Raw genomic sequence first — 20,978 nt, forward strand, 5'->3', positions numbered from 1 at the left:
ATTAAGCACCTCTTTCCTCTACAACTTCGTAATCATACATATTCCAAAGATGATTGTATAAACCACCTTTATTCATCAGCGAACTATGAGTCCCTTTTTCTACTATTTCCCCTTCATCAAGGACTATTATTTCATCTACGTTTTTGATAGTATATAGTCTATGGGCAATAATTATAGCTGTTTTATCTTCTAATAATATACTAAGTGCTTTTTGTATCTTACTTTCATTTTCAACGTCTGAATATGAAGTTACTTCATCAAGAACCACAATAGGGCTATCTTTTAATATTGCTCTTGCTATAGATATTCTTTGCTTTTCTCCACCACTAAGTTTTACTCCATTTTCACCAAGTTTGGTTTCATATCCATTTGGAAGGCTCATTATAAAATCATGAATCTGAGCTTTCTTGCTTGCTCTAGTTATTTCTTCTAAACTTCTATCAAGTCCCATTCTAATATTCTCTTCTATAGTATCATGTAACATGAATACATCTTGAAAGACAAAAGAAACATTTTTCATTAATTCATCCATTTTTAATTCTTTTATATCTATTCCATCTATAGTTATATTACCTTTCTCTACATCCCAAAACCTTCCTACTAATTGCCCTAGTGTTGTTTTACCTGAGCCCGAAGGCCCTACAAGTGCAACTATATTCTTAGGTTTTATAGTGAGTGACAGATTTTTAATAACTTCTTTTTTATCATATTTAAAAGTAATATTATTAAACTGTATTCTTCCTTGAATTTTTCTATCAAATGTTTTATGCCCTTGCTCTTGAGGTTCATGGTTAATAATATCTCTTACCTTTCCAGCTCCCTCAAGTAACATTGAAAATTTAGAACCAAATTGTAATAACTGTTTAAATGAGTTAAGAAAACTTGAACTTAATAATAAGAATAGTATATAAGTTGAACCATTTATACTACCATTTAAAAACATAATACCTCCTATAGGAATTATACATAGTAATCCAGAATCTATAATTACAAGAAAAACTCCATAAAGCGGTGCCATTTTTTTTGTAAGTTTAGCCCAATAATCTGCATACTCCTTAGTAGTATCTTTATAATTTTTAAATGATTTTGCTGATAGATTAAAAGCTTTCAATACATTAATCCCATTAATATATTGAATAATTGTAGAATTAAGCTTTTGTACTAAACTATGATATTTTACCATTCTTGTTTTCATACTGCTAAGCATTACTATTTGCGAAAGGAACCCTACAACCACTGGTATAAATAACACAAGTGCTAATTTCCAATTTAGGTATAATAGATATGAAATAACTATTAAGGGTGTTACTACTGCTGAAGCTAAATCTGGTATTTGATGTGCTATAAAATTTTCTAGTTTTTCTATATCTTCATTTATAGTCTTTTTAACTTCACCGATAGTGTGCCCTGTAAAAAAGCCCATGTTTAATTTTGATATATGTCTTACTGCTTTCATTCTAAGCTCATAGAGTATTGTAAATGCTGCTACATGAGAAAACACTCCTGAAGCTAAAAACACTATCATTCTGATTACCACAATAATACTTACCATTATCGCCATTGATTTAATATGGTTAAAATCACTAGTTTCTTTAAATAATTCTACTATTATGTTGTACATTAAGATATACGGTGCTATGGCAAGAACTGAACTTACAATACTAAATATAGCAGATATATATAGCTTAAATCTTTCTTTGCCAGATACTTTAAGTAAAAATCTCAAATTTGACTCTTTCATCATGCTCTCCTTTTTAATATATTCAGAATTCATTAACCTGCAATAAATATACAATGTTACTGAAATATCTCCTACTATATATCTTATTGATATTGATAATCATTTTCTACTCTGATAAATTAAAAAAATGCTCCAAAAAACAAATATCGTTTTTTGAAACATCTAGCTATTTTTATTTATACTAATTTTTTTTCTATATTTTAATGGCGTTATATGATTGTATTTTTTAAATAAACTTGCAAATTTACTTGGATTCAAATATCCTATCTCATTTGAAATGTCTATGATAGACATTGAAGTATTTTTTAATAAATATTTAGCTTTTTCTAATCTAGACTCTTGTATATATTGATAAATCGTAATTCCTAATATGTTTTTAAATGCTTTTTGAAGCTTATATACACTTATATCCAATTCTTTAGCTAATTGTTTAATTAATGGCGGATTTTCTAAGTTTTCATTTATTATTTTCCGAGCTTTATTTATACACACCATTTCTTCGTCAATGGCATCTTTGCCATGATTTTGATTTAACTTTTCCTCAAGTATGGCTGCTAAAAACTCCCCTGTCTTGAATTTTAACTTCATAAAATTCATCATACTATCCAATGATATTGTATCAATCATTTCTGCTATCTTTTTTAAGTTATAACTAGCTTTTTGGATTATTAAAGCATCTTCTTTAAATATACGATTTATACATTTTTGCCAATCAATAATAAGTTTATTTTCCCATATTGAGTTTATAGCATTTTTTACCTCATAAAAATTCATATGGACAGATATCGTTTTAGCTTTGTCATAGACAAATCTAAAACCTTTAATATCGTTCAGCATTTTATAAATAAATACATCTCCTTTTTTGTAAATAAACTCCTCATTATCAGGCAATATAATGATTTTTATACTTCCACTATAACAATAACCTACTTCTACAATATCATCATCGTATATAGAATTATCGAAATCTATTACCATCTTGTCTATTTTAAACTTTGAGATTTCTAAACCTTCTTCTAATTTTATCCTAGAAAAAACACCGCTACCAAATTCCTTACCTATGACGTATTTTTTGCTCAATAACTCGTCTATAACTTCATCACAATACATATTCTCTAAATAATTACAATATTCATCTAATATATTTTTATTTATTTTCACACCTAATACCCCTTTTTTATTATTCTTAGACCGGTGTATTTATTTAAATCATTACTATTATTCCTTCAACATACAATAGAAAAACATATAAGCTTTTACGTCAATAATTTACAGTTATTTTATTTATAGCACTCAAGTATTCTTCTAATTCTTATAACCTGCTCTTCAATCTCATCCATAGCTCTTACATTTATTACGTCCTTTTTCATTACTGGACATCCTGAGTTTATTCTGTCATTGTGCCTTCCATACTCTATAGTTATCATCTTTGGTTTTGATATGTCTAGTACTTGTTTTAACAGTCTATATCCTTCTTCATGTATCTTAGTGTGCGCCATAATCTCTGAACCTTTTTCTATCCAACCATTAATATGTATCTCATACACTCTATCTAATGGGAGTGCTTTCATATAATCCCATATATCAATTTTAAGACTCTTTGCTGCTACATATGCATGACTTATATCTAATAAGAAATCTGCATCTGATTGCTGTATAATTTCACTAATAAAGTCTGCCTCGTATACAAATGGATTTCTTAACAAACCTATATTTTCTAATGCAAAGAATTCTAGATCATTGAATGTATTCTTCACATATCTAATATTATTTACCACTCTTTCCAATAACTCTGCTCTTGTATCATTGATATCTGATCCATCTAAGTGAATCGATAGCCCTTTCAGCTCACAAATGTCTATCAATTCTCTTACGATATCTACATCTAAATCTTCAATAAAAGTCTTAGAGCATATATTGTGAAGTGATGGATTTAAACCATGTAGATTTATAGGTTTTGTTTGCTTTAATCTATTAGCTAGTTTTTTTAACTCTATTAGATCTGGAGAATCAAAGACATCCATTTGATACCCTAAAGCAGGAAATTTGTAATAATCAATATCTATTTTATTTTCTTTTACTAGCCTCACTGTTTCTTCATGATAGTTACATCCTATAAGCATACTAAATCTCCCTTTCAACAGTCTTATTTCTTATTTCACCTACAAAATAGTTAAATATCTTTTGTTGTATATCGTTACTCGAAGCCATCATTTCTGGATACCACTGAACACCAAATACACATGGATATTCTTCATGCTCAAAGCCTTCTATTATATTATCCTCGGAAGTAGCAGTTACTACCAATCCATCTCCTAATTTATCAACTGCTTGATGGTGGAAGCTATTTACTCCTATTTCTTCTATGCCTATTGCTTTATGTAATATGCTATCTTTCTTTAGCTTAACATTATGACAAACCATGTCTCTAGACAGCATTGTTCCAACATGTTCTTGCTTAGCAATATTTTCTTCAAATATATCTTGATATAGTGTTCCATTAAAAAAAACATTTATCAATTGAAGACCTCTACAAATCCCTAATATAGGTTTATTATATTTTATCGCTTTTCCCATAAGCATGTATTCAAAATCATCCCTCTTGATTACAACATCTCCAAGTTTCCTTTTTACAACTTGTCCATAATATAACGGATAAATATCTGCTCCACCTGAAAATAGTACTCCGTCAAGTTTTTTTACCAATTCATCTATGTATTCTTCATCTTCTATTACTGGTACTAAAACAGGTACCCCACCTGCATTTTTTATACTCTCTGGATAATCTATTGAACATGAAATCCTATCTTGTCCAGTCCTGTTCGCTTCCTTCATCTTACTTGTATAGCAAGCAGTTATCCCTATTAACGGTTTCATCTTTTGTCCCCCTTTAATTTATCAGTTTTCTAAATTATAACATACCTAATTTAGATGAGAAACTTAAATTATTCTCTGGTTGATATGTAAAAAAGCTAACGTAGCATATATAAAAGGTAATATTGTATACATTATACGAATGCTATAGCCCTCCAATAGTGCAAAGAACACTGGAAGTCGACAGCATTAAAAATGGCTTGAAATGCGGATTTTGATAAGCAATAATAAATATTTTACTTGTTCACAAAAAATAAGAAGTGTATTACAATAAAGGATAAACGGGTTTTTAGAGTAACTATGAGGAATTGAAATCGGGTCATGCTTTGGAGTGTGAAAAAAAACACAATTATAAATACTAGTTCAATGGTGAAAGGGTTATCAAAGATAATCTTGCTGGTTCAGATGAGAGGGCATTTAAAGATGATGATATGGAAACGTTGAATAAATGCCCTCTCAAATTTACCGACAAGAAATATCTTTTAATTTCCCTTGTGACATTGCTTGTTAAAAAATGATGAGGAACCGAAAGACTCACAGCAATAATCTAAAAAAAGAATATAAATAACCAACAAACTAACAAAGAAGCCTATCCGTTTTCCAAGAGTAACTTTAAAAGTTATTGGAAATTAGATAAGCTTACTACAAATAAGCTATGAGCACCCTGCGTCATAAAGCAATTCAATGCACTTATTCCGCAATCCTCAATCTTTCAACTATACTATCTTTTCCTATACTAATATATGCTACATATGGAATTATAACAGAAACCAGTATTAATATAGGTGCTACAATTAGTAATGGCATAATAACGAATCTATAACTAAAGAACCATAGATTGCTTACTATTTCGTCTATAACAAACTTAGAAAATACAGTACTTAATACTATTGACGCAAATATAGTAAACAATGCGTAATAAAGCCCCTCAAACGACAGCATACTAATTAACTGTTTTCTAGACATTCCTATACCTTGCAACATAGCAAACTCTCTTCTTCTTGACCATATACTTGTAAACATAGAATTTACAAAATTGAGTACTCCTATTAGTCCTATTATAGCACTGAGTATTCCACCTACAGTCAAGAACAAATTGTATACTCCATCAAATTCATTAACAAAAACCGCTTTAGATTCGTAATCCATCAATGTTTGAATCTTATTTGTATAGCTCTTTAAGAAGCTTTCCATATCATTCTCTGTACCATCTATTACATCAAATGCATATGTCATTAAAACAGGTTTTTTAACAATACTCTTATATTTATCTGATGGAAGATAGAATGCAAAATCGTTATAGAATCGATTTGATATCGTCCTTGAATTAATCCTAGCCTTAGCCATTACTTCATATTCATAAGCATTACCATCAACAGTTATTTTTACTTTATCGCCTATTTCATAATGGGAGGTTTCATTTATTATGTTTCCATGGTCATCATCATGAACGCCTTCGATTATATATTGACCTTCTTTAAATCTGTCTATATCCATACTACCTCCAATTATGTCTAATCTTGATAGATTAAAATCATCCATACCATATAAATCTAACATCGGTTGACCATCTCGTGCTAGATTCAATTGATATCCATGACAGCCCTTTTCATTAGGATTTTCTCTATATATTGAACAGTCTCCTCTATATACATTATAATAAATCTTACCTCCCACTTTAAACTCATCTCTTGATTTAACAGCTGATATAAATGTCGCGTTTAATTCGTCCTCTGCAGATCTAAAACGATGTTGATTGAAATAATTAGCATGACCTATTAAAAAATCTGTATCAACAAATTTTGCTAAAAATTTATCCATGTCGATACCTTTTGTGATTGTGAAAACAGAATTTAGGATTACTAAACTTAACGTCATTGATATTATTGCAATTATTGTACGTTTTTTATTACGACTTAAGTTAGATAAAGCCATTTTTCTAATACTATTTTTACCCTTTGTTCTTTTGGTTTTGTTCTTTATGTTTTCGTTACCTCCACTATACTTTACAGCCTCAACAGGTGATGATTTACTAGCTATTCTTGCTGGTTTACGAGTACTAATAAAAACTGTAATCAGCGCAAAGATAGATGAAGCTATAAATATAGCTGGATTGTAAGATATTTTAATGTCACTTAAATCATAATTTGTTATGCTAAGCACTATAGGCATAACCTTACATCCGATTATAAAACCTACCAACAATCCTATAGGTATTCCTATAAGACATAATATAATAGCTTGAAATGATATTATCCTTCGTATTTGTTTTGACGTAGTTCCTATAATCTTCAAAAGGCCATAAAACTTTATATCTCTAATTACTGATATTTGAAATATATTGTAGATGATAAGATAGCCTGAAAAAATTATCAATAGAACTAGCAATGAAAATGAGATAATTGTGGTAGGATCAAGCGAAAAGCTACTTGATATATAAGCCCAATTTATATTATTCCTTATATCTGTATCTAAAAGTTTGCCCCCATTTTTAGCTTCTGGTATAGTGTATCCACTTTCTGTTATAGTTGTAGCTAATTTATCCTCTAAATTAAAACTATTGTCAAACATCACATATGAATTGATCGCCCCTACCATACTATAATCATCATTGTACGTATATTTTAATTTATCTCCCATAGCATCTATATAAGCTTTAGATACTATAGCTAATCCAACATTAAAAACAGGATCACTTTCCCAATATCCAGATAATTTAAAAGTTCGCTTAATCTTCTCTCCTCTAACTGTATATTCAAGTGGAACATTAGCCCCTATTTTATGAGGAACTCCTAATAAATCTAGAGTTTTTGTATCCGTTATTATTTCATTTTCTTTTATTGGCTTACTGCCTGCTGTAGGCTCGCAAAATCCAAGCTCCATTGCTACGTCATCCATATAGTACATCTCAACATGCCTTTTTAAAAATTCGGTACTGTCTACACTATCAGCAACAATCTTATTATAACTAATCTTATTTATAAGCTTATGATTTTTAATGTTATTGTACTGCTCATCATTTATATATTTTAAAGCTCCGTGGCCATCCCCACCTGCTTGCCTAATTGTTTGATATTGAAAAGAATCTTTAACACCTATACTTACTGTCAATAAACAGGTAAACAACACAGTTGTTAGTACTATCGCTAATATAGCCATTATATTTCTACTTTTAGCTGAGGTCATGTTCTTAAATGCAAGTTTATTGATCATTTTTTTATTGTTAACTTTAATCATTCTTATCACCGCCACCTACGATTTTACCATCTTCAATACGTATGCTACGGTCTGCCATTTGAGCTACTTCTTCGTTATGCGTTATCATAACTATTGTTTGGTTAAACTTTTTACTTGTTACTTTTAACAAACCTATTACATCTAAACTTGTTTTACTATCAAGATTTCCTGTAGGTTCATCTGCAAGTATAATAGCTGGCTTTGTAGACAATGCTCTAGCAATTGCAACACGTTGTTGTTGTCCACCTGATAGATTATTAGGCAAGTTATTGAGTTTTGAGCTAAGCCCTAATGTATCAACTATCTGGTTTATAAAGCCTTTATCTACTTCATTTCCATCTAGCTCAATAGGTAGCGTTATATTATCATATACGTTTAAAACAGGAACTAAATTGTAGCTTTGAAATATGAATCCAATCTTTCTTCTTCTAAATATAGTTAACTCATCATCTTTAAGAGTAAACAACTCTTTACCATCAACTTTAACAGACCCTTCTGTTGGTCTATCTAATCCTCCTAGCATATGCAAAAGTGTAGATTTACCGCTTCCTGATGTTCCTACTATTGATACAAATTCACCTGATTTAACAGTCAAATCTACTCCATCTAAGGCTTTAACTAGATTATCTTTCTGTCCATAATGCTTTACGAGATTCTTTGTCTCTAATATATTCATCTATGTACCCCCTATTAAATTTATAGCTTTAATTAAACTATACCGTAAGAATATTTCTGAACTCTTTCTTAAATCTTTCACATCTGAAAGATTTAATTTCTATTTAGGGATGAAAATAGAGAACTTTGAACCTCTATCTATGGATGATTTGACTTTAATGTAACCCCCTTGTTTTGTTATTATAGTTCTGGCTATATACAATCCTAGCCCTACCCCTTCATATTGACTAACATTCTTGCATCTATAAAACCTCTTAAATATAGCGTTTATATCTTCGTTATTAATACCTATTCCTTTATCTATAATATCTATCCTACAAAACATATCATAAACTATAATAGATACTGTAATTACACTACCTAAAGGAGAATATTTTACAGCATTATCTAAAACATTATACAAGGCTTCTTCAGTCCATTTTTTATCAAATTTAGCTATACACTCTTCTCCAATAATATTGATATATATGTCTTTTTCACTAGCTTTGCTCTTTATTCTATTTGCTGTCTCTTTAATCAATTCAAACACAGAAGTATCCTTTACTCTTACTGATATTATATCTGTCTCTAGCCTAGATGATTTTAATAAAGATTGAATCAAGAAATCAAGTTTTACTACATGTCTACTTATTTGATTAGCAAATTCTAAAGTATTATCATCTAGCTCTTGTTCAGATAGTAGTTGTGAGTATAAAGAAATATTGGCTATAGGAGTCTTTGTTTGATGAGATATATCTGCTACTAAAGCTTTTATGTTTTTCTTTTCATTATTTATACTTTGTTTAGCAACCAATGTATTTTTGACATATCTACTTAACTTTAATTCTATTGCTGATAAAAACGATTCATCATACGTGTCCTCTTCAAAGCTACCATCTAAAGCCTTGTCCAACATTTGGTTTAGTTTTTGCATTAGTTTTTTTACTTTATTCCTATGAACAATAGCGATTAACAAACATAATACTATAGTAATTAAATTTATTATAATAAATATTGAATAAGGTTTATTCATTGTCAATATCTCCATCCCACATGTAGCCTAATCCATAAATAGTTTTTATGTATTTTGGTTTTGCAGGATTATCTTCTAATTTATCTCTTAGTCTTTTGATAGCCACTGACAGGGCGTTCTCATTTACGTACTCTATATCTCCTGTCCATATCTTATCTATAAGCAAATCTCGTTTTAGTATGTTGCCTCTATTACTTATTAGTATATTCAATAATTTTTGCTCTGTTTTGCTTAACTCGATATTAGATTCACCTTTATAAAAAATCATATCTTCAAAATTAAAACTAAAATCTTGAGTGTTTATTTCTTTGTTAGTATCATTTTTAGACCTTCTCAGCAAACTTGCCACTCTCGCTCTAAGTATCATTAGACTAAAAGGTTTTGTGATATAATCATCTCCTCCGAGCTCTAAGCCTGTTAATTCATCAACTTCTAAATCTTTAGCCGTTAGAAATATAATAGGCACTGATGAAGTATGTCTTATCTTTTTACAAAGAACAAAACCATTACCATCAGGTAAGTTCACATCTAGTATTATTAAATCATATTGATTCTGTGCTAAATTTTTCTCAGCTTCTTCATTTGTATAACACTGTGTAAATTTGTATGTAGATTGCTTTAAACTCATCACAATACCATTATTTAATGATACATCATCTTCTATAATCAAAATATTAATCATAATACCACCTCCATTGTTTAATTAAATGTTTGATGTGTTTCTATATAAGCTGTATATGTTTTTACCTCATCTAATGTCTTTACAGGATAGTACTAGCTCTCGGTTTTTATTTTATCATAGTTATATTTAATGTAATATTAAAAACAAGGTTTTATCTAAATAATATTTCTATTTTCTTTACTTTTATCCTATAGAAAGCTTGTATATATTGTGCTTTGCTAATGCTAGTTTCGCACTATGTCACACAAATTTTATTGCAGTTTTTAGAGTAACTATGAGAATCTGAATTAGGGTCATGCTTTGCAGTGTGACTCATTTTTTTTAACTCGGAAAGAGCAGTGTTTCTTTGATTGTAATACTCATGTAGAAACACTACTCTCAATGTCGTTTACAGCAAATGTTATTCAGCTTCTATTAGGTTTATTAATTGTTCTTTTTTAGGGTAATGCGTTGGAGTGTGGGAAAAATACTCATTTCAAAGAATAGTTCATTGGTGAAAGGGAAAGCAAAGATAAACTTTGCGGTGCAGTAGAGAAGCTGTTTCTAATAATTTAAGTAAAAGCTTTGAAGAAACAGCTCCCCAAATTTACCTACAAGTAATATCTCTTGCTCTCCCTAGTAACATTGTTGGTTGGAATATTCAGAGTAGTTTATTAGGGTCATAAGGCATGATTTATTTTGAGTAAGAATAATAATTACAGCTGAATTAATAGAATTGTGAGCAATCACAAAACCCACAGAAATAATCTAAATAAATTCTAAAAACAACCAATAAATTATCTAAGAAGCATATTCGTTTTTCCGAAGAAGCGACTTTAGAAGACTTGTTCCTACAACGCTTCTACTTACATAATTAGGAACAGGACATCTATTGAAAAAAATTAGGATATGCTTCCCACCAATAAGTAACGAACCATCATAAAACTTTGCCCTTAATCTCATAAATCATTACCCTAAAAATAATATATCAACCAACCACCTTGAAGCTGAGATTGTTTTTCGACCACAACATTGTAAGCTGTAATTTAACATCTGATATAATAAAAAAATTACAGCTTACTCCGAGCAAGAAAAGCAATTGAAATGCTGAACCAATAAAACTACTATTAACCATATAAAAAAACTAGCAACAAATGTTATAATTTCAACATTTGTCGCTAGCCCTATAATTATTGTTATTTCTTCTTCTTAAAATACACAACTGCTAAACCAATAACAGCTACACCTGTTGCTAACGCTATAGGTAACACCTTACTTTTTTTAGGTTTTTCTTCGTGCATCACTATAGTTGATAATGCTGGCACTATTACCTTGTTTCCTTTTATAGTTTCTAGTGTCTTAACTCCTGCTTTTTCTTTATTCACAACAACAGCCCAAGTCTTTTCAGCGGGTAATGTTATTTGAATATCTTCTCTATTAGCATTAAATGCTACGAATATTTCATTCCACTCATCTCCATTAGCATTAGCTTTTAAAGTATATGCAACCGTGTTAGCTGGAGATTCAACGAAAGATAAATTTTGTCTTATATCATTAGCTGTAGCCATTCTAAAAGCTGGATGAGATTTTCTCATCTTTATAAGTCCTTTAAAATACTCTACAGTATCCATATTGTCATACTTTCTTTGCCAATCAAGTTTATTGATATCATCACTAGATTTATAGGAGTTCTCATCACCATACTTAGTCCTCAAAAATTCTTGACCTGCATGTATGAATGGTACTCCTTGAGATGTAAGGATTATTGCATCTGCCAATCTATGCATATCTTTTCTTATCTCTTCACTATCTTCTGGGTTTGTCAACTCTAATTTATCCCATAAAGTATTGTTATCATGCGCTTCTACGTAGGTGACTGCTTGGTTTGGCTCAATATCTCTCCAAGTTCTTATTATATTATCGTACTTAATTGCACCCACAATACCTTTTTTTATAACAAGCTCTGTGCCTTCTTTACCATTTACAAATCCTTTATCTTTTTTGTCAAATACACTTCCCTTTAAACCATCTCTAATTGAATCATTAAAGTGTGCTATATCTTTCATTTTTTCAGCGTTTATTTGGTTTGCCTTCTTGTCATCTTTCAATGTTGCTCCCATGTTCCAGCCTTCTCCAATAGTTATTATGGAAGGATCTATTTTGCTTAATTCTTCTCTTATATCATTCATTGTATCAACATCTAAAAGCCCCATAAGATCGAATCTAAATCCATCTAACTTATATTCTGTAGCCCAGTATTTAACAGAATCTACGATATACTTTCTAACCATTTTATTTTCGGATGCTATAACATTTCCGCATCCACTTTCGTTTTTGCTAGTTCCATCATCATTGTACCTAAAATAATACCCGGGAGCTAACTGATTAAATGCTGAAGCTTGGTCACTGTACATATGATTATAAACAACATCCATTATTACACCTAAACCGTTCTTATGCATTCCTTTTACTACTTCTTTAAACTCTTTAATTCTAACATCAGGTTTGTATGCATCTGTAGAATAACTCCCCTCTACAGCATTGTAATTTACAGGATCATAACCCCAGTTAAACTGTTGTCCTTTACCCGTTTCATCAACACTACCATAATCATAGATAGGTAATAACTGTACATGTGTAACACCTAAATCTTTAATATGATTTAGACCTGTCTTTGTGCCTTTAGGACCTTTAGTGCCCTCTTCTATCAAACCTAAGAATTTTCCTTTATTTTTTATTCCTGAGTTTTCATCCATTGATAAATCTCTTGTATGAAGTTCATAGATAATAGCATCATTAGCACTCTTTATTTTTACTCTATTCTGCTTATCCCATCCATCTGGATTAGTTTTTTCTAAATTTACTATAGAGCTTTTCTCTCCATTAATTGCTACTGCTTTAGCATATGGATCTACCGCTTCCACTAAATCACCGTTTATATTTACCTTGTATTTATAAAATTTGCCTTCATTATCTCCATCCAAAGTATATTGCCATACTGCTTTATCCTTTTTTTCCATTTTATATTCTTTACCATTATCAGAATCATATTTATCGTAAACAACAACATATGCTTCTTTTGCAAATGGAGTCCATAATTTAAACATCGTACTTTCTTTAGTGTAAGTATTACCTAAATCGTCACCATCATAATAATAAAGGTCATTGAACTGTTTACTTTTTATAACTCTACCAAAAACTACTTTAGTCAAACCATAAATTTTCTTTTCAACAGTTATATCACTATCAATAGATAAATTTTCTTTTAGCTTGATTACTGCACTTCTTGTATTTTTTTGGTCATTTGTATTACTATAAACTTTTTCTATTTCTACTACTTTTCCATTTTGTTTAACAATAAATCCTTCATCTTTGCTTGATCCTAAAGTGAAATCAAGATTTGTCTCTACTGCAATATCTTTTAACGTATTCAATTTAGCAGAAACAAACTTTGGATTTAAATCTACGTCATTCATGTTATAATACACTCCTTCATTTCCTTGGGCTAACCATATCTCTGCTTTGCCTTCCTGTGTAAACTTGGTTATAAATCTGTCTGAAAACTCTTTATTTGCCCATTCATTACCACCATCACTATACTTAACTATAAAACCAATCTTTTCTAATCCTTCAATATCAGGTATTTTTACTTTTGCTACCACTCCAAAATCATCAGTTTCTGTAAACTGATATGTACCACCATCTTTTGTAAATGGCCAAATCCACAAATTCCATCCATCATAATTTTTATCAAACCTATGGTAATGGATAATAAGCTCAGTTTCTTTCCCTAACTTTCTAGGTTTAGGTATATTATCAAGATTTGGTTCCTCTGTATATACAGTTTCATCTCCACCAAAAAGCCATATCTCAGCTTTACCATTTTCGAAATTTTTAATAAACCTATCCGAATCGCCATCTTTTTTCCAATCATTTGTTTTTACTATAAATCCTAGTTCTTTTATGTCCCCTTCGAATTCATATTCAGCTACTTTACCAAAATCATCTTCCCCATTAAATTCGTATTGCTTACCTTCTTTGCCAATTTCCCAAAGCCATAAATTCCAGTCTAAATCACTATTAGCGTCTTTCGCATAATGTATGATAACCTTTGTTTTATTAACTTGTGCAAACGCTTGCATAGCTGGGCTAAAAAAAACAACATTTGCAAATGTTAAAACAATAACCATAAAAAAGACCAATACTTTCTTCATATAAAAAATCTCCTCCTAGTTAGTTGAATAAATTTATATTATAATTGTATTTAATTATATTTTAACAGTAATTTATATTAATAACCACTATTTTTTTCATCGAATTGATATTTTAATAAATTATCTAACTAAATCAAACAAATTTATGGAAAAACTGGATTTTCTATAACTCTTTCAACCCGAAAACAAAAATAGATGTAAATTTTTACACAACACTTGATTTTTTTCAAAAATGGTATATAATGTAAATATAATCTTTTTGGCCAATAAGAACTATAACTTAAGGGGGATAAAAATGAAAGAAAAAATATCAAAAATAATTTCAATAACACTTATTATGTGTCTTTTAATGGTTTCAAATGTTTCAGCTACTCAATTAAATAATGTATCTAAACTTAATTTAAATGGATTAAGTTCAGAAGAAATAAACTTCCTAAAAGCATACCAGAGAATTTTAGGTGAGTTTGAATTTGATAAAACTGGAAAATTAGTATTGAAATTATCATTGAGCGAAATAAAAGAAAAATACGAGTTTACAGATGGTCAAATTTCAAAACTAAAAGAAGTTATGCAATTTGCAGATTCAATGGGTCCTGTATCTCAAAAAGATGAACCACATAATAAAAATGATATTTTTTGTAGAATACATTTTGAAGGTAGTAAAGTATATTTCACTAATGAGGATATAGTAACATTCCTCCTTGCAGCAGCCGAAATTGGACCAGCTGCAATATATGCTGCCCTTGTAGGACTTGGTTCTACTCTTGGTCCTGTTGGTACTGGAATTGTTGCAGTTGTGGGTATATTAGGTATGCCAAGCTTAGCTACTTTCACATATCAAGTAATCCAAGCACATTATGCTGGAAAAGGTGTGTATATTGGAGTTGAATGGAATGGATTCTTTCCAAATATAGTTAGTGGTGTTTGGTAAAAAACAGGAATTGAAATAAAAAATAAATAAGCCATCGTCATTTATTGATGATGGCTTATTAAATGTCTGAATAGGTAACCCCTTTCTAGGTATCCGCGTCCTTAATGAAATGTGTCCCTTAATAAAAACTCATTAGCTTTTGTTCATTGAACCAAAAACTGTAAAATATTTTATTGATATATTCTTAAATTGGGCATATTGCATATTTCAAGTTTTTAGCATAATCAAACTCCTTATAGTTTAATAGTGTTGCCATTCCACCAAAAGGAAGTGTCATGTTATTGCTTATATGATGTGGTATGTGACAATGCATCGGCCAGTATCCTGGATTATCAGCTTTAAAAGTAATATCCCATGTTGTACCTGATGACACTAAGACTGTGTTTTTAAGTAACCAATTTTCTTTTTTTATGGCATTGCCATCTGATGCAACTATGTTAAATTGATGGCCATGCAAATGTATAGGATGATTTTTCAATCCAATATTTCCGAATCGAATCTTTATATTATCTCCACTATTTATCCACATGGGAGTTGTGAATGGATGACATCTACCATTCATAGTAAAGAAGTTTTCATCCATAGAAAATGGGTCAACATCATATATGCCTTTTGTAAGAGTAAAAGGTTTTATATTGCTTACTGAATAACCTCCAAGCATAATAAAGTAATCTTTTTGTATATTTTGTTCTTTTGGATCTAGGATTATAAAGCCCCCTTCTAAACCTATCAAATCTTGATAAACAGTATAGTAGTGAGAATGATACATATGAGTCCCTGGATTGTTTTTTATTTTAAATCTATAATCAAAATAACACCCTGGTTCAATCAATGGTGATGGTTCTACAATTGGGACTCCATCCATATTATTTGGTATATCTAAGCCATGCCAATGCACGCTTGTAGGTTGAGGTAGCCTATTATAAACTCTTATTGAAACTTCTTCTTGTGGGTAACATAACATAGTTGGACCAGGTGAAACGCCATTGTACCCCCAAAGTTTAATATATATCCCTGGGAGTATCTCTCTGACAACTGGCTCAGCTACTAATTCAAAATGTCTTACACCATTTATTACTACACCACTCATACTTGGTAAATCAGGTGTTATAACCATCCAATCACTCCTTTGTCATTTGTACATAGTATGATTATAATTTCTATAATATTCAATGTAAGAATTGATGAAAAATCGATAAATCAATTAATGATAATTATATTCTTAGTTGCTTATTCATTAAGCTTTGTCTTTCTAAAATTTACAAATTAATGTTGAAATTACATAAAAAATAACGAATGTTTAACCTAACTTTAATGCGCTTGTAATGAATTGATTATTCAATATAGTGTTACAATATAGGTATAACTAAAGATTAAATGAGGTGAATGTGATGAGCATATCAGATGGATTATTGATACTTTCTGGAATCTTTATTTTTATTGTTTTAATCAGTTATATAAACGAAAAATTTGTAAAATTACCTTCTGAGATAGGTCTTATGACTATATCTTTGAGTATATCAGTAGTTATTTTATTATTAGATGCCTTTAATATAACATCTATGGCCACCTTTGAAAATGTAATACACAAATTAAATTTGCATGATATTATTTTAAATGGCTTTTTATGCTTTTTATTGTTTAGTGGTGCAGCTACGATTAGGCTAAAAGATTTAACCAATGACAAATTACTAATCGGTTCTTTATCTTTTGTATCAACATTGATTTCAGCTTTGATTTATGCTAGTCTTGCATTTGTTATTACTAAGCTCATAGGTATTTCCATGAGTTTTATTAAATGTTGTGTTTTAGGTAGTATCATAGCTCCGACAGATCCTATATCAGCAATGAGTATTTTAAAAAAAGCTGGCTTACCAAACCGATTGTCTATTATTATGGAAGGTGAATCTCTGTTCAATGATGGTATTGCTGTAGCACTGTTTCTAACTTTTACTTCACTATTAAAAGAAACAGCAAGCAGTCCTTCTATTATTTTTATTAAGGTAGTTGGCTGGAATGTTATAGGATCTATAACAGTAGGCTGTGTTGTTTCTATTATATTGTTTAAGTTATTTAAACGAACTTCTCTAAAACATCTTGAGATACTAATAAGCTTAGCTGCTGTTACAACAGCCTATAGCATTAGTGAAAAAATTAATGTCTCAGCTCCATCGGCAGCTGTTGTAGTAGGAATATTTTTTGCTACACAGATGAATAAACTACACGAAGATAATGAGAGTTATTACTCTAATTTTTATACTTTTTGGAATGTTATCGATAAATTCTTAAATGCTGTCTTATATATATTAATTGGTATCGTTGTACTTTATTTACAAAGTGTGGACAATTTTGGGATAATTTTAATCAGTGCGATATTCGCTTCTCTTATTGCTCGTTATATTAGTATATTAGGCCCTATTGCTCTGTTTAGCAGAAATAAAAATATGAATCCTAAGTCATATACACTATCTATTAGAAAAAAAGAGTTAAGTGCTATGTCTAAACTACTAACATGGGCTGGTTTAAAAGGAGGAATATGTATTGCTTTAGCGCTAGGTACTAGAAATATATTCTCTAGAGATCAATATTTCTTTACTTTGATAAGCACATATGCAGTAGTCGTATTTTCAACATTGATTCAAGGTCTTACAGTTAGAAAAGTATACGAAAGATTAAAAAATAATCTACATTAAATATTTTTTTAAAAAGGGTGACAGAAAAATTGCTAATACAACGCATTCTATTGTATAGTTGTATTTTGTTCCCCTTAGATATTTATTTTTTGGAAACAATTGCATTACCAATATATATTAACTATCAAACTATTATATACCATAATTTGATAAGCTAACTACAAATTTATATGAACGTCACTGATTTAATTTGTAAATCCTTAGGAGGTGATGTATTTGTTGTTTAGTTTAATTACAAACAATAATAAAAATGACAATGCAGATTTAGAAAAACAATTACTTTTAATACACAGTGGTGATGCACAAGAACGTGAAAAAATGATAAAGACTTATACTCCTTTTATCATAAAAGCTACTTCAAAAGTCATAAATACTTATATAGATTTAAATAATTGTGACGAATATAGCATTGCACTTATGGCTTTTAACGAAGCAATAGATAAATATTCTTTTACGAAAGGTCCTTTTCTTAATTACAGCGAACTTGTAATTAGAAATAGGATCATTGATTACAAAAGAAAACAAAATAAAATCTACTTAAATTCTGTATCAATTAATAATGATAATAATGCAGAAGATATTTTGACATGCAATGATGATTTCACATATAGCTTAGAAATCAAAGATCAGCTTGAAATACTTAAGGACAAGCTGTACAAATATAACATTACATTGGATGATTTATTATCATTGTCTCCAAAACATAAAGATACTCGATTGAGAGCTATCCAAATTGCATATTACATGCATAACACAGAAGAAATAAGAAATAATTTTTATAGATTAAAACGCTTGCCTATAAAAAAATTGGTTGCTAATTTTAATGTTTCTAGTAGAACACTCAAGCGTTTAAAAATATTCATTATTACTATATTTATAATCCTAGAGAGTGATTTAGATTTGATAAAAAATCATTTATTACAAATCGAAAGGAGGCTTTCTAATAATGCATGAGGGATTAGTTGTGAAAAAGTGTAAAAATTATATTGTTGTCAGCACTGATTTGGGCGAAATTTTAAAACTGAAAATGAAAAATGGAGTTGAAATAGGTAGCCATATTGCATTTTTTGATGATGATATCATTTACTCAAAGAAAAAAAACAGCATTTTTATACGCTCTATAGCAGCTTGCTTACTGTTGTTAATTGCTATTAGTATAATACTATTTCCTAAAAATAAGATATACGCAATTATTAGTATAGATTCTAATGACAGTATTGAATTAAGTGTAGATAAAAATTCCATAGTCATAGAAGTGGGTATATTAGATAAAACCTCCGATAGCGCCGACAATAGTGAATTAGTTGGATTAACCTTGAAGGAAGCTCTACTTAAAACAATTGAGCACAAATCTAATAAAAGTAAAACAGTTACAAATTTGCTTATTTCTCAGACTATAACAAATAAAGAATATAATCATACTTTAAATAAAGATGCACTAATAAATATAATTGAAAAAAAATCAAATATTAAAAATATGAATGTATATTTTTTAAATACTGATCCATCAGATTTAAAATATGCTCGCAAAAACAATATAAGTGCTGGAAAATATAAAGTTATTAAAATAATGCAAATAGATATTAATAATCATGAAGCTAAACAAAGTACCAGTAACTTATTAAATAAATTGAAAGACATTAAAAAGCCACCTGTACAGCCTGTAATAAAGAATAGTTATTCAAAATCAATAAACCATAACAGAAATGTTATAAGGGAGCTTATTGAAAAGAAGAAATACGATATGAATAAGCGTATACAGCAACAAATGGACAAAATTAACAAAAATATTGAAATACAAAAGCAAAAACTTAAAGAGTTAATAGATAAAACCATTGAAAATAATAATAAAATTATACAAGATTCTATAAAAAAAACAAACGAGCAAATAAAAAACAATATTGAGAATTATACTAAGAATATTGACAAAGATATCAATAAGGAAATTGAGAATAATGTTAATACTATGAATAAGAATATTAGCACTACGAACAGCGATACTAACAAGAAAATTCAGGATAATATTAATACTATGAACAAAGATATCAATAAAAAAGTCCAAAATAATATTAGTACTATAAATAAAGATATCAGTACTATGAACGAGAATATTAACAAAAAAGTCCAAGATAATATTAATACTATGAATAAAAATATAAATGCTAATAACTGATAATTTAATATCAAAATTCTCTTTATAATAATATTCATTTTGATCATACAAAGGGGGCTGCCTAGGCAGCCCAGCTTATTTTATTATTTAATTTATTTTTACTCCATTTATCCAATTATTGCCTTCATTGATGATATTGCCTTCTCCACTTACATGATTTCCATCTGTAATTATTACATTCCCATCATTATTATCTGAATTTATAACATTTCCACCTGTGTTTATGACATTTTTCCCTGTTGATGGATAATTCCAATTAGTTCTCCATTTTGATAGGTATGAATTTACCCACGTTGGTCTTGAGAAGTAATTTGATATATAACCATTACCACTATTATCAACAGTTTGTCCATCTCTATTAATAGCTACTCCACCTGAGTTGACATTAGTATTTCCATCAACAACCCAGCCACCTGTGTTTACATAATTTCCATCTCCAGTAACATGATTACCTCCTGTATTAATTGAAGCAGCATTTACAGGTGATTGAATCACGGCTGCTAATGCAAGTGACATAATTCCAAATATGATTTTATTTTTTCTTTTCATAGCTCTTTCTCCTTTTGTGTATAAATATTTTGCTTGTATTAGTGTTTTGTGTTTTATTTTGTCTTGCTATTATAGCAATGCGTAAGCACAAAAAATTTTCTGTCACCTTTATATTTTTTAACAAATTTTTAAGCATTACTGTTTAATACATCTTCTTAATGTCCTTAGGATAAAAATACTCATTTATTATACACATTAACGAACACTAGATGTGACCA

The 20,978-nt window shown here is 29.6% G+C and carries 15 protein-coding genes; 4 read left to right on the forward strand and 11 right to left on the reverse strand.

All coding sequences use genetic code 11. The features are described from left to right. Position 1: 1 nt before the first annotated feature. From P3X86_RS08445 to pulA, 9 genes are all read right to left on the reverse strand, one after another. Positions 2 to 1,744, reverse strand: coding sequence for an ABC transporter ATP-binding protein (locus P3X86_RS08445; RefSeq protein WP_483292231.1), 1,743 nt, complete (start codon positions 1,742 to 1,744; stop codon positions 2 to 4). Positions 1,745 to 1,903: 159 nt separating this feature from the next. Further along, entirely contained in the window at positions 1,904 to 2,902 is a 999-nt protein-coding gene (locus P3X86_RS08450) for a helix-turn-helix transcriptional regulator (protein WP_483292232.1), read from the reverse strand. 119 nt (positions 2,903 to 3,021) lie between these two features. Then, entirely contained in the window at positions 3,022 to 3,864 is an 843-nt protein-coding gene (locus P3X86_RS08455) for a multinuclear nonheme iron-dependent oxidase (protein ID WP_483292233.1), read from the reverse strand. A gap of 1 nt (position 3,865) precedes the next feature. Further along, on the reverse strand, positions 3,866 to 4,618 hold the full coding sequence (locus P3X86_RS08460) for a gamma-glutamyl-gamma-aminobutyrate hydrolase family protein (protein ID WP_483292234.1): 753 nt from the start codon (positions 4,616 to 4,618) through the stop codon (positions 3,866 to 3,868). Positions 4,619 to 5,305: 687 nt separating this feature from the next. Then, on the reverse strand, positions 5,306 to 7,852 hold the full coding sequence (locus P3X86_RS08465; RefSeq protein ID WP_483292235.1) for an FtsX-like permease family protein: 2,547 nt from the start codon (positions 7,850 to 7,852) through the stop codon (positions 5,306 to 5,308). Beyond that, positions 7,845 to 8,528 (reverse strand): ABC transporter ATP-binding protein, encoded by a 684-nt coding sequence (locus tag P3X86_RS08470; protein ID WP_483292236.1) that lies wholly within the window; start codon positions 8,526 to 8,528, stop codon positions 7,845 to 7,847. Before P3X86_RS08470 ends, P3X86_RS08465 begins: the two co-directional genes overlap by 8 nt. A gap of 99 nt (positions 8,529 to 8,627) precedes the next feature. Beyond that, positions 8,628 to 9,539 (reverse strand): sensor histidine kinase, encoded by a 912-nt coding sequence (locus tag P3X86_RS08475; RefSeq protein ID WP_483292237.1) that lies wholly within the window; start codon positions 9,537 to 9,539, stop codon positions 8,628 to 8,630. Further along, positions 9,532 to 10,221: a response regulator transcription factor gene (locus P3X86_RS08480; RefSeq protein WP_483292238.1), complete on the reverse strand. Its 690-nt coding sequence runs from the start codon at positions 10,219 to 10,221 to the stop codon at positions 9,532 to 9,534. Before P3X86_RS08480 ends, P3X86_RS08475 begins: the two co-directional genes overlap by 8 nt. Positions 10,222 to 11,396: 1,175 nt before the next feature. Continuing rightward, positions 11,397 to 14,414 carry a type I pullulanase gene (pulA, locus tag P3X86_RS08485; protein ID WP_483292239.1) on the reverse strand — a complete coding sequence of 1,006 codons (3,018 nt, stop codon included), beginning with the start codon at positions 14,412 to 14,414 and terminating at the stop codon, positions 11,397 to 11,399. A 295-nt stretch (positions 14,415 to 14,709) separates the two neighbouring features. Here pulA and P3X86_RS08490 point away from each other — a divergent pair, with 295 nt between their 5' ends. Continuing rightward, complete coding sequence (locus P3X86_RS08490) at positions 14,710 to 15,345, forward strand: hypothetical protein (protein WP_483292240.1); 636 nt, start codon at positions 14,710 to 14,712, stop codon at positions 15,343 to 15,345. 184 nt (positions 15,346 to 15,529) lie between these two features. Here the strand turns inward: P3X86_RS08490 and P3X86_RS08495 are convergent, their stop codons facing one another. After that, the gene (locus P3X86_RS08495; RefSeq protein ID WP_483292241.1) at positions 15,530 to 16,462 is read right to left on the reverse strand and encodes a multicopper oxidase family protein; all 933 of its coding nucleotides are present in this window, start codon (positions 16,460 to 16,462) and stop codon (positions 15,530 to 15,532) included. A gap of 274 nt (positions 16,463 to 16,736) precedes the next feature. On the opposite strand from P3X86_RS08495, the gene P3X86_RS08500 reads away from it, so the two are divergent. From P3X86_RS08500 to P3X86_RS08510, 3 genes are all read left to right on the forward strand, one after another. Continuing rightward, positions 16,737 to 18,038, forward strand: coding sequence for a cation:proton antiporter (locus tag P3X86_RS08500; protein ID WP_483292242.1), 1,302 nt, complete (start codon positions 16,737 to 16,739; stop codon positions 18,036 to 18,038). Positions 18,039 to 18,254: 216 nt separating this feature from the next. After that, the gene (locus P3X86_RS08505; protein WP_483292243.1) at positions 18,255 to 18,992 is read left to right on the forward strand and encodes a hypothetical protein; all 738 of its coding nucleotides are present in this window, start codon (positions 18,255 to 18,257) and stop codon (positions 18,990 to 18,992) included. Beyond that, complete coding sequence (locus tag P3X86_RS08510; protein WP_483292244.1) at positions 18,985 to 20,211, forward strand: anti-sigma factor domain-containing protein; 1,227 nt, start codon at positions 18,985 to 18,987, stop codon at positions 20,209 to 20,211. Before P3X86_RS08505 ends, P3X86_RS08510 begins: the two co-directional genes overlap by 8 nt. A gap of 87 nt (positions 20,212 to 20,298) precedes the next feature. Here P3X86_RS08510 and P3X86_RS08515 read toward each other — a convergent pair whose 3' ends face one another. Beyond that, complete coding sequence (locus P3X86_RS08515) at positions 20,299 to 20,760, reverse strand: hypothetical protein (protein WP_483292245.1); 462 nt, start codon at positions 20,758 to 20,760, stop codon at positions 20,299 to 20,301. Positions 20,761 to 20,978 lie beyond the last annotated feature (218 nt).

The sequence above is a fragment of the Abyssisolibacter sp. ZYX002 genome (genome assembly GCF_056892235.1).

What these genes read in the sequence shown, in the direction of transcription:
- P3X86_RS08445 (WP_483292231.1), bottom strand. Translation starts at nt 1,744, where the DNA reads ATGATGAAAGAGTCAAATTTGAGATTTTTACTTAAAGTATCTGGCAAA.
- P3X86_RS08455 (WP_483292233.1), bottom strand. Translation starts at nt 3,864, where the DNA reads ATGCTTATAGGATGTAACTATCATGAAGAAACAGTGAGGCTAGTAAAA.
- P3X86_RS08460 (WP_483292234.1), bottom strand. Translation starts at nt 4,618, where the DNA reads ATGAAACCGTTAATAGGGATAACTGCTTGCTATACAAGTAAGATGAAG.
- P3X86_RS08465 (WP_483292235.1), bottom strand. Translation starts at nt 7,852, where the DNA reads ATGATTAAAGTTAACAATAAAAAAATGATCAATAAACTTGCATTTAAG.
- P3X86_RS08470 (WP_483292236.1), bottom strand. Translation starts at nt 8,528, where the DNA reads ATGAATATATTAGAGACAAAGAATCTCGTAAAGCATTATGGACAGAAA.
- P3X86_RS08475 (WP_483292237.1), bottom strand. Translation starts at nt 9,539, where the DNA reads ATGAATAAACCTTATTCAATATTTATTATAATAAATTTAATTACTATA.
- P3X86_RS08480 (WP_483292238.1), bottom strand. Translation starts at nt 10,221, where the DNA reads ATGATTAATATTTTGATTATAGAAGATGATGTATCATTAAATAATGGT.
- pulA (WP_483292239.1), bottom strand. Translation starts at nt 14,414, where the DNA reads ATGAAGAAAGTATTGGTCTTTTTTATGGTTATTGTTTTAACATTTGCA.
- P3X86_RS08490 (WP_483292240.1), top strand. Translation starts at nt 14,710, where the DNA reads ATGAAAGAAAAAATATCAAAAATAATTTCAATAACACTTATTATGTGT.
- P3X86_RS08495 (WP_483292241.1), bottom strand. Translation starts at nt 16,462, where the DNA reads ATGGTTATAACACCTGATTTACCAAGTATGAGTGGTGTAGTAATAAAT.
- P3X86_RS08500 (WP_483292242.1), top strand. Translation starts at nt 16,737, where the DNA reads ATGAGCATATCAGATGGATTATTGATACTTTCTGGAATCTTTATTTTT.
- P3X86_RS08510 (WP_483292244.1), top strand. Translation starts at nt 18,985, where the DNA reads ATGCATGAGGGATTAGTTGTGAAAAAGTGTAAAAATTATATTGTTGTC.
- P3X86_RS08515 (WP_483292245.1), bottom strand. Translation starts at nt 20,760, where the DNA reads ATGAAAAGAAAAAATAAAATCATATTTGGAATTATGTCACTTGCATTA.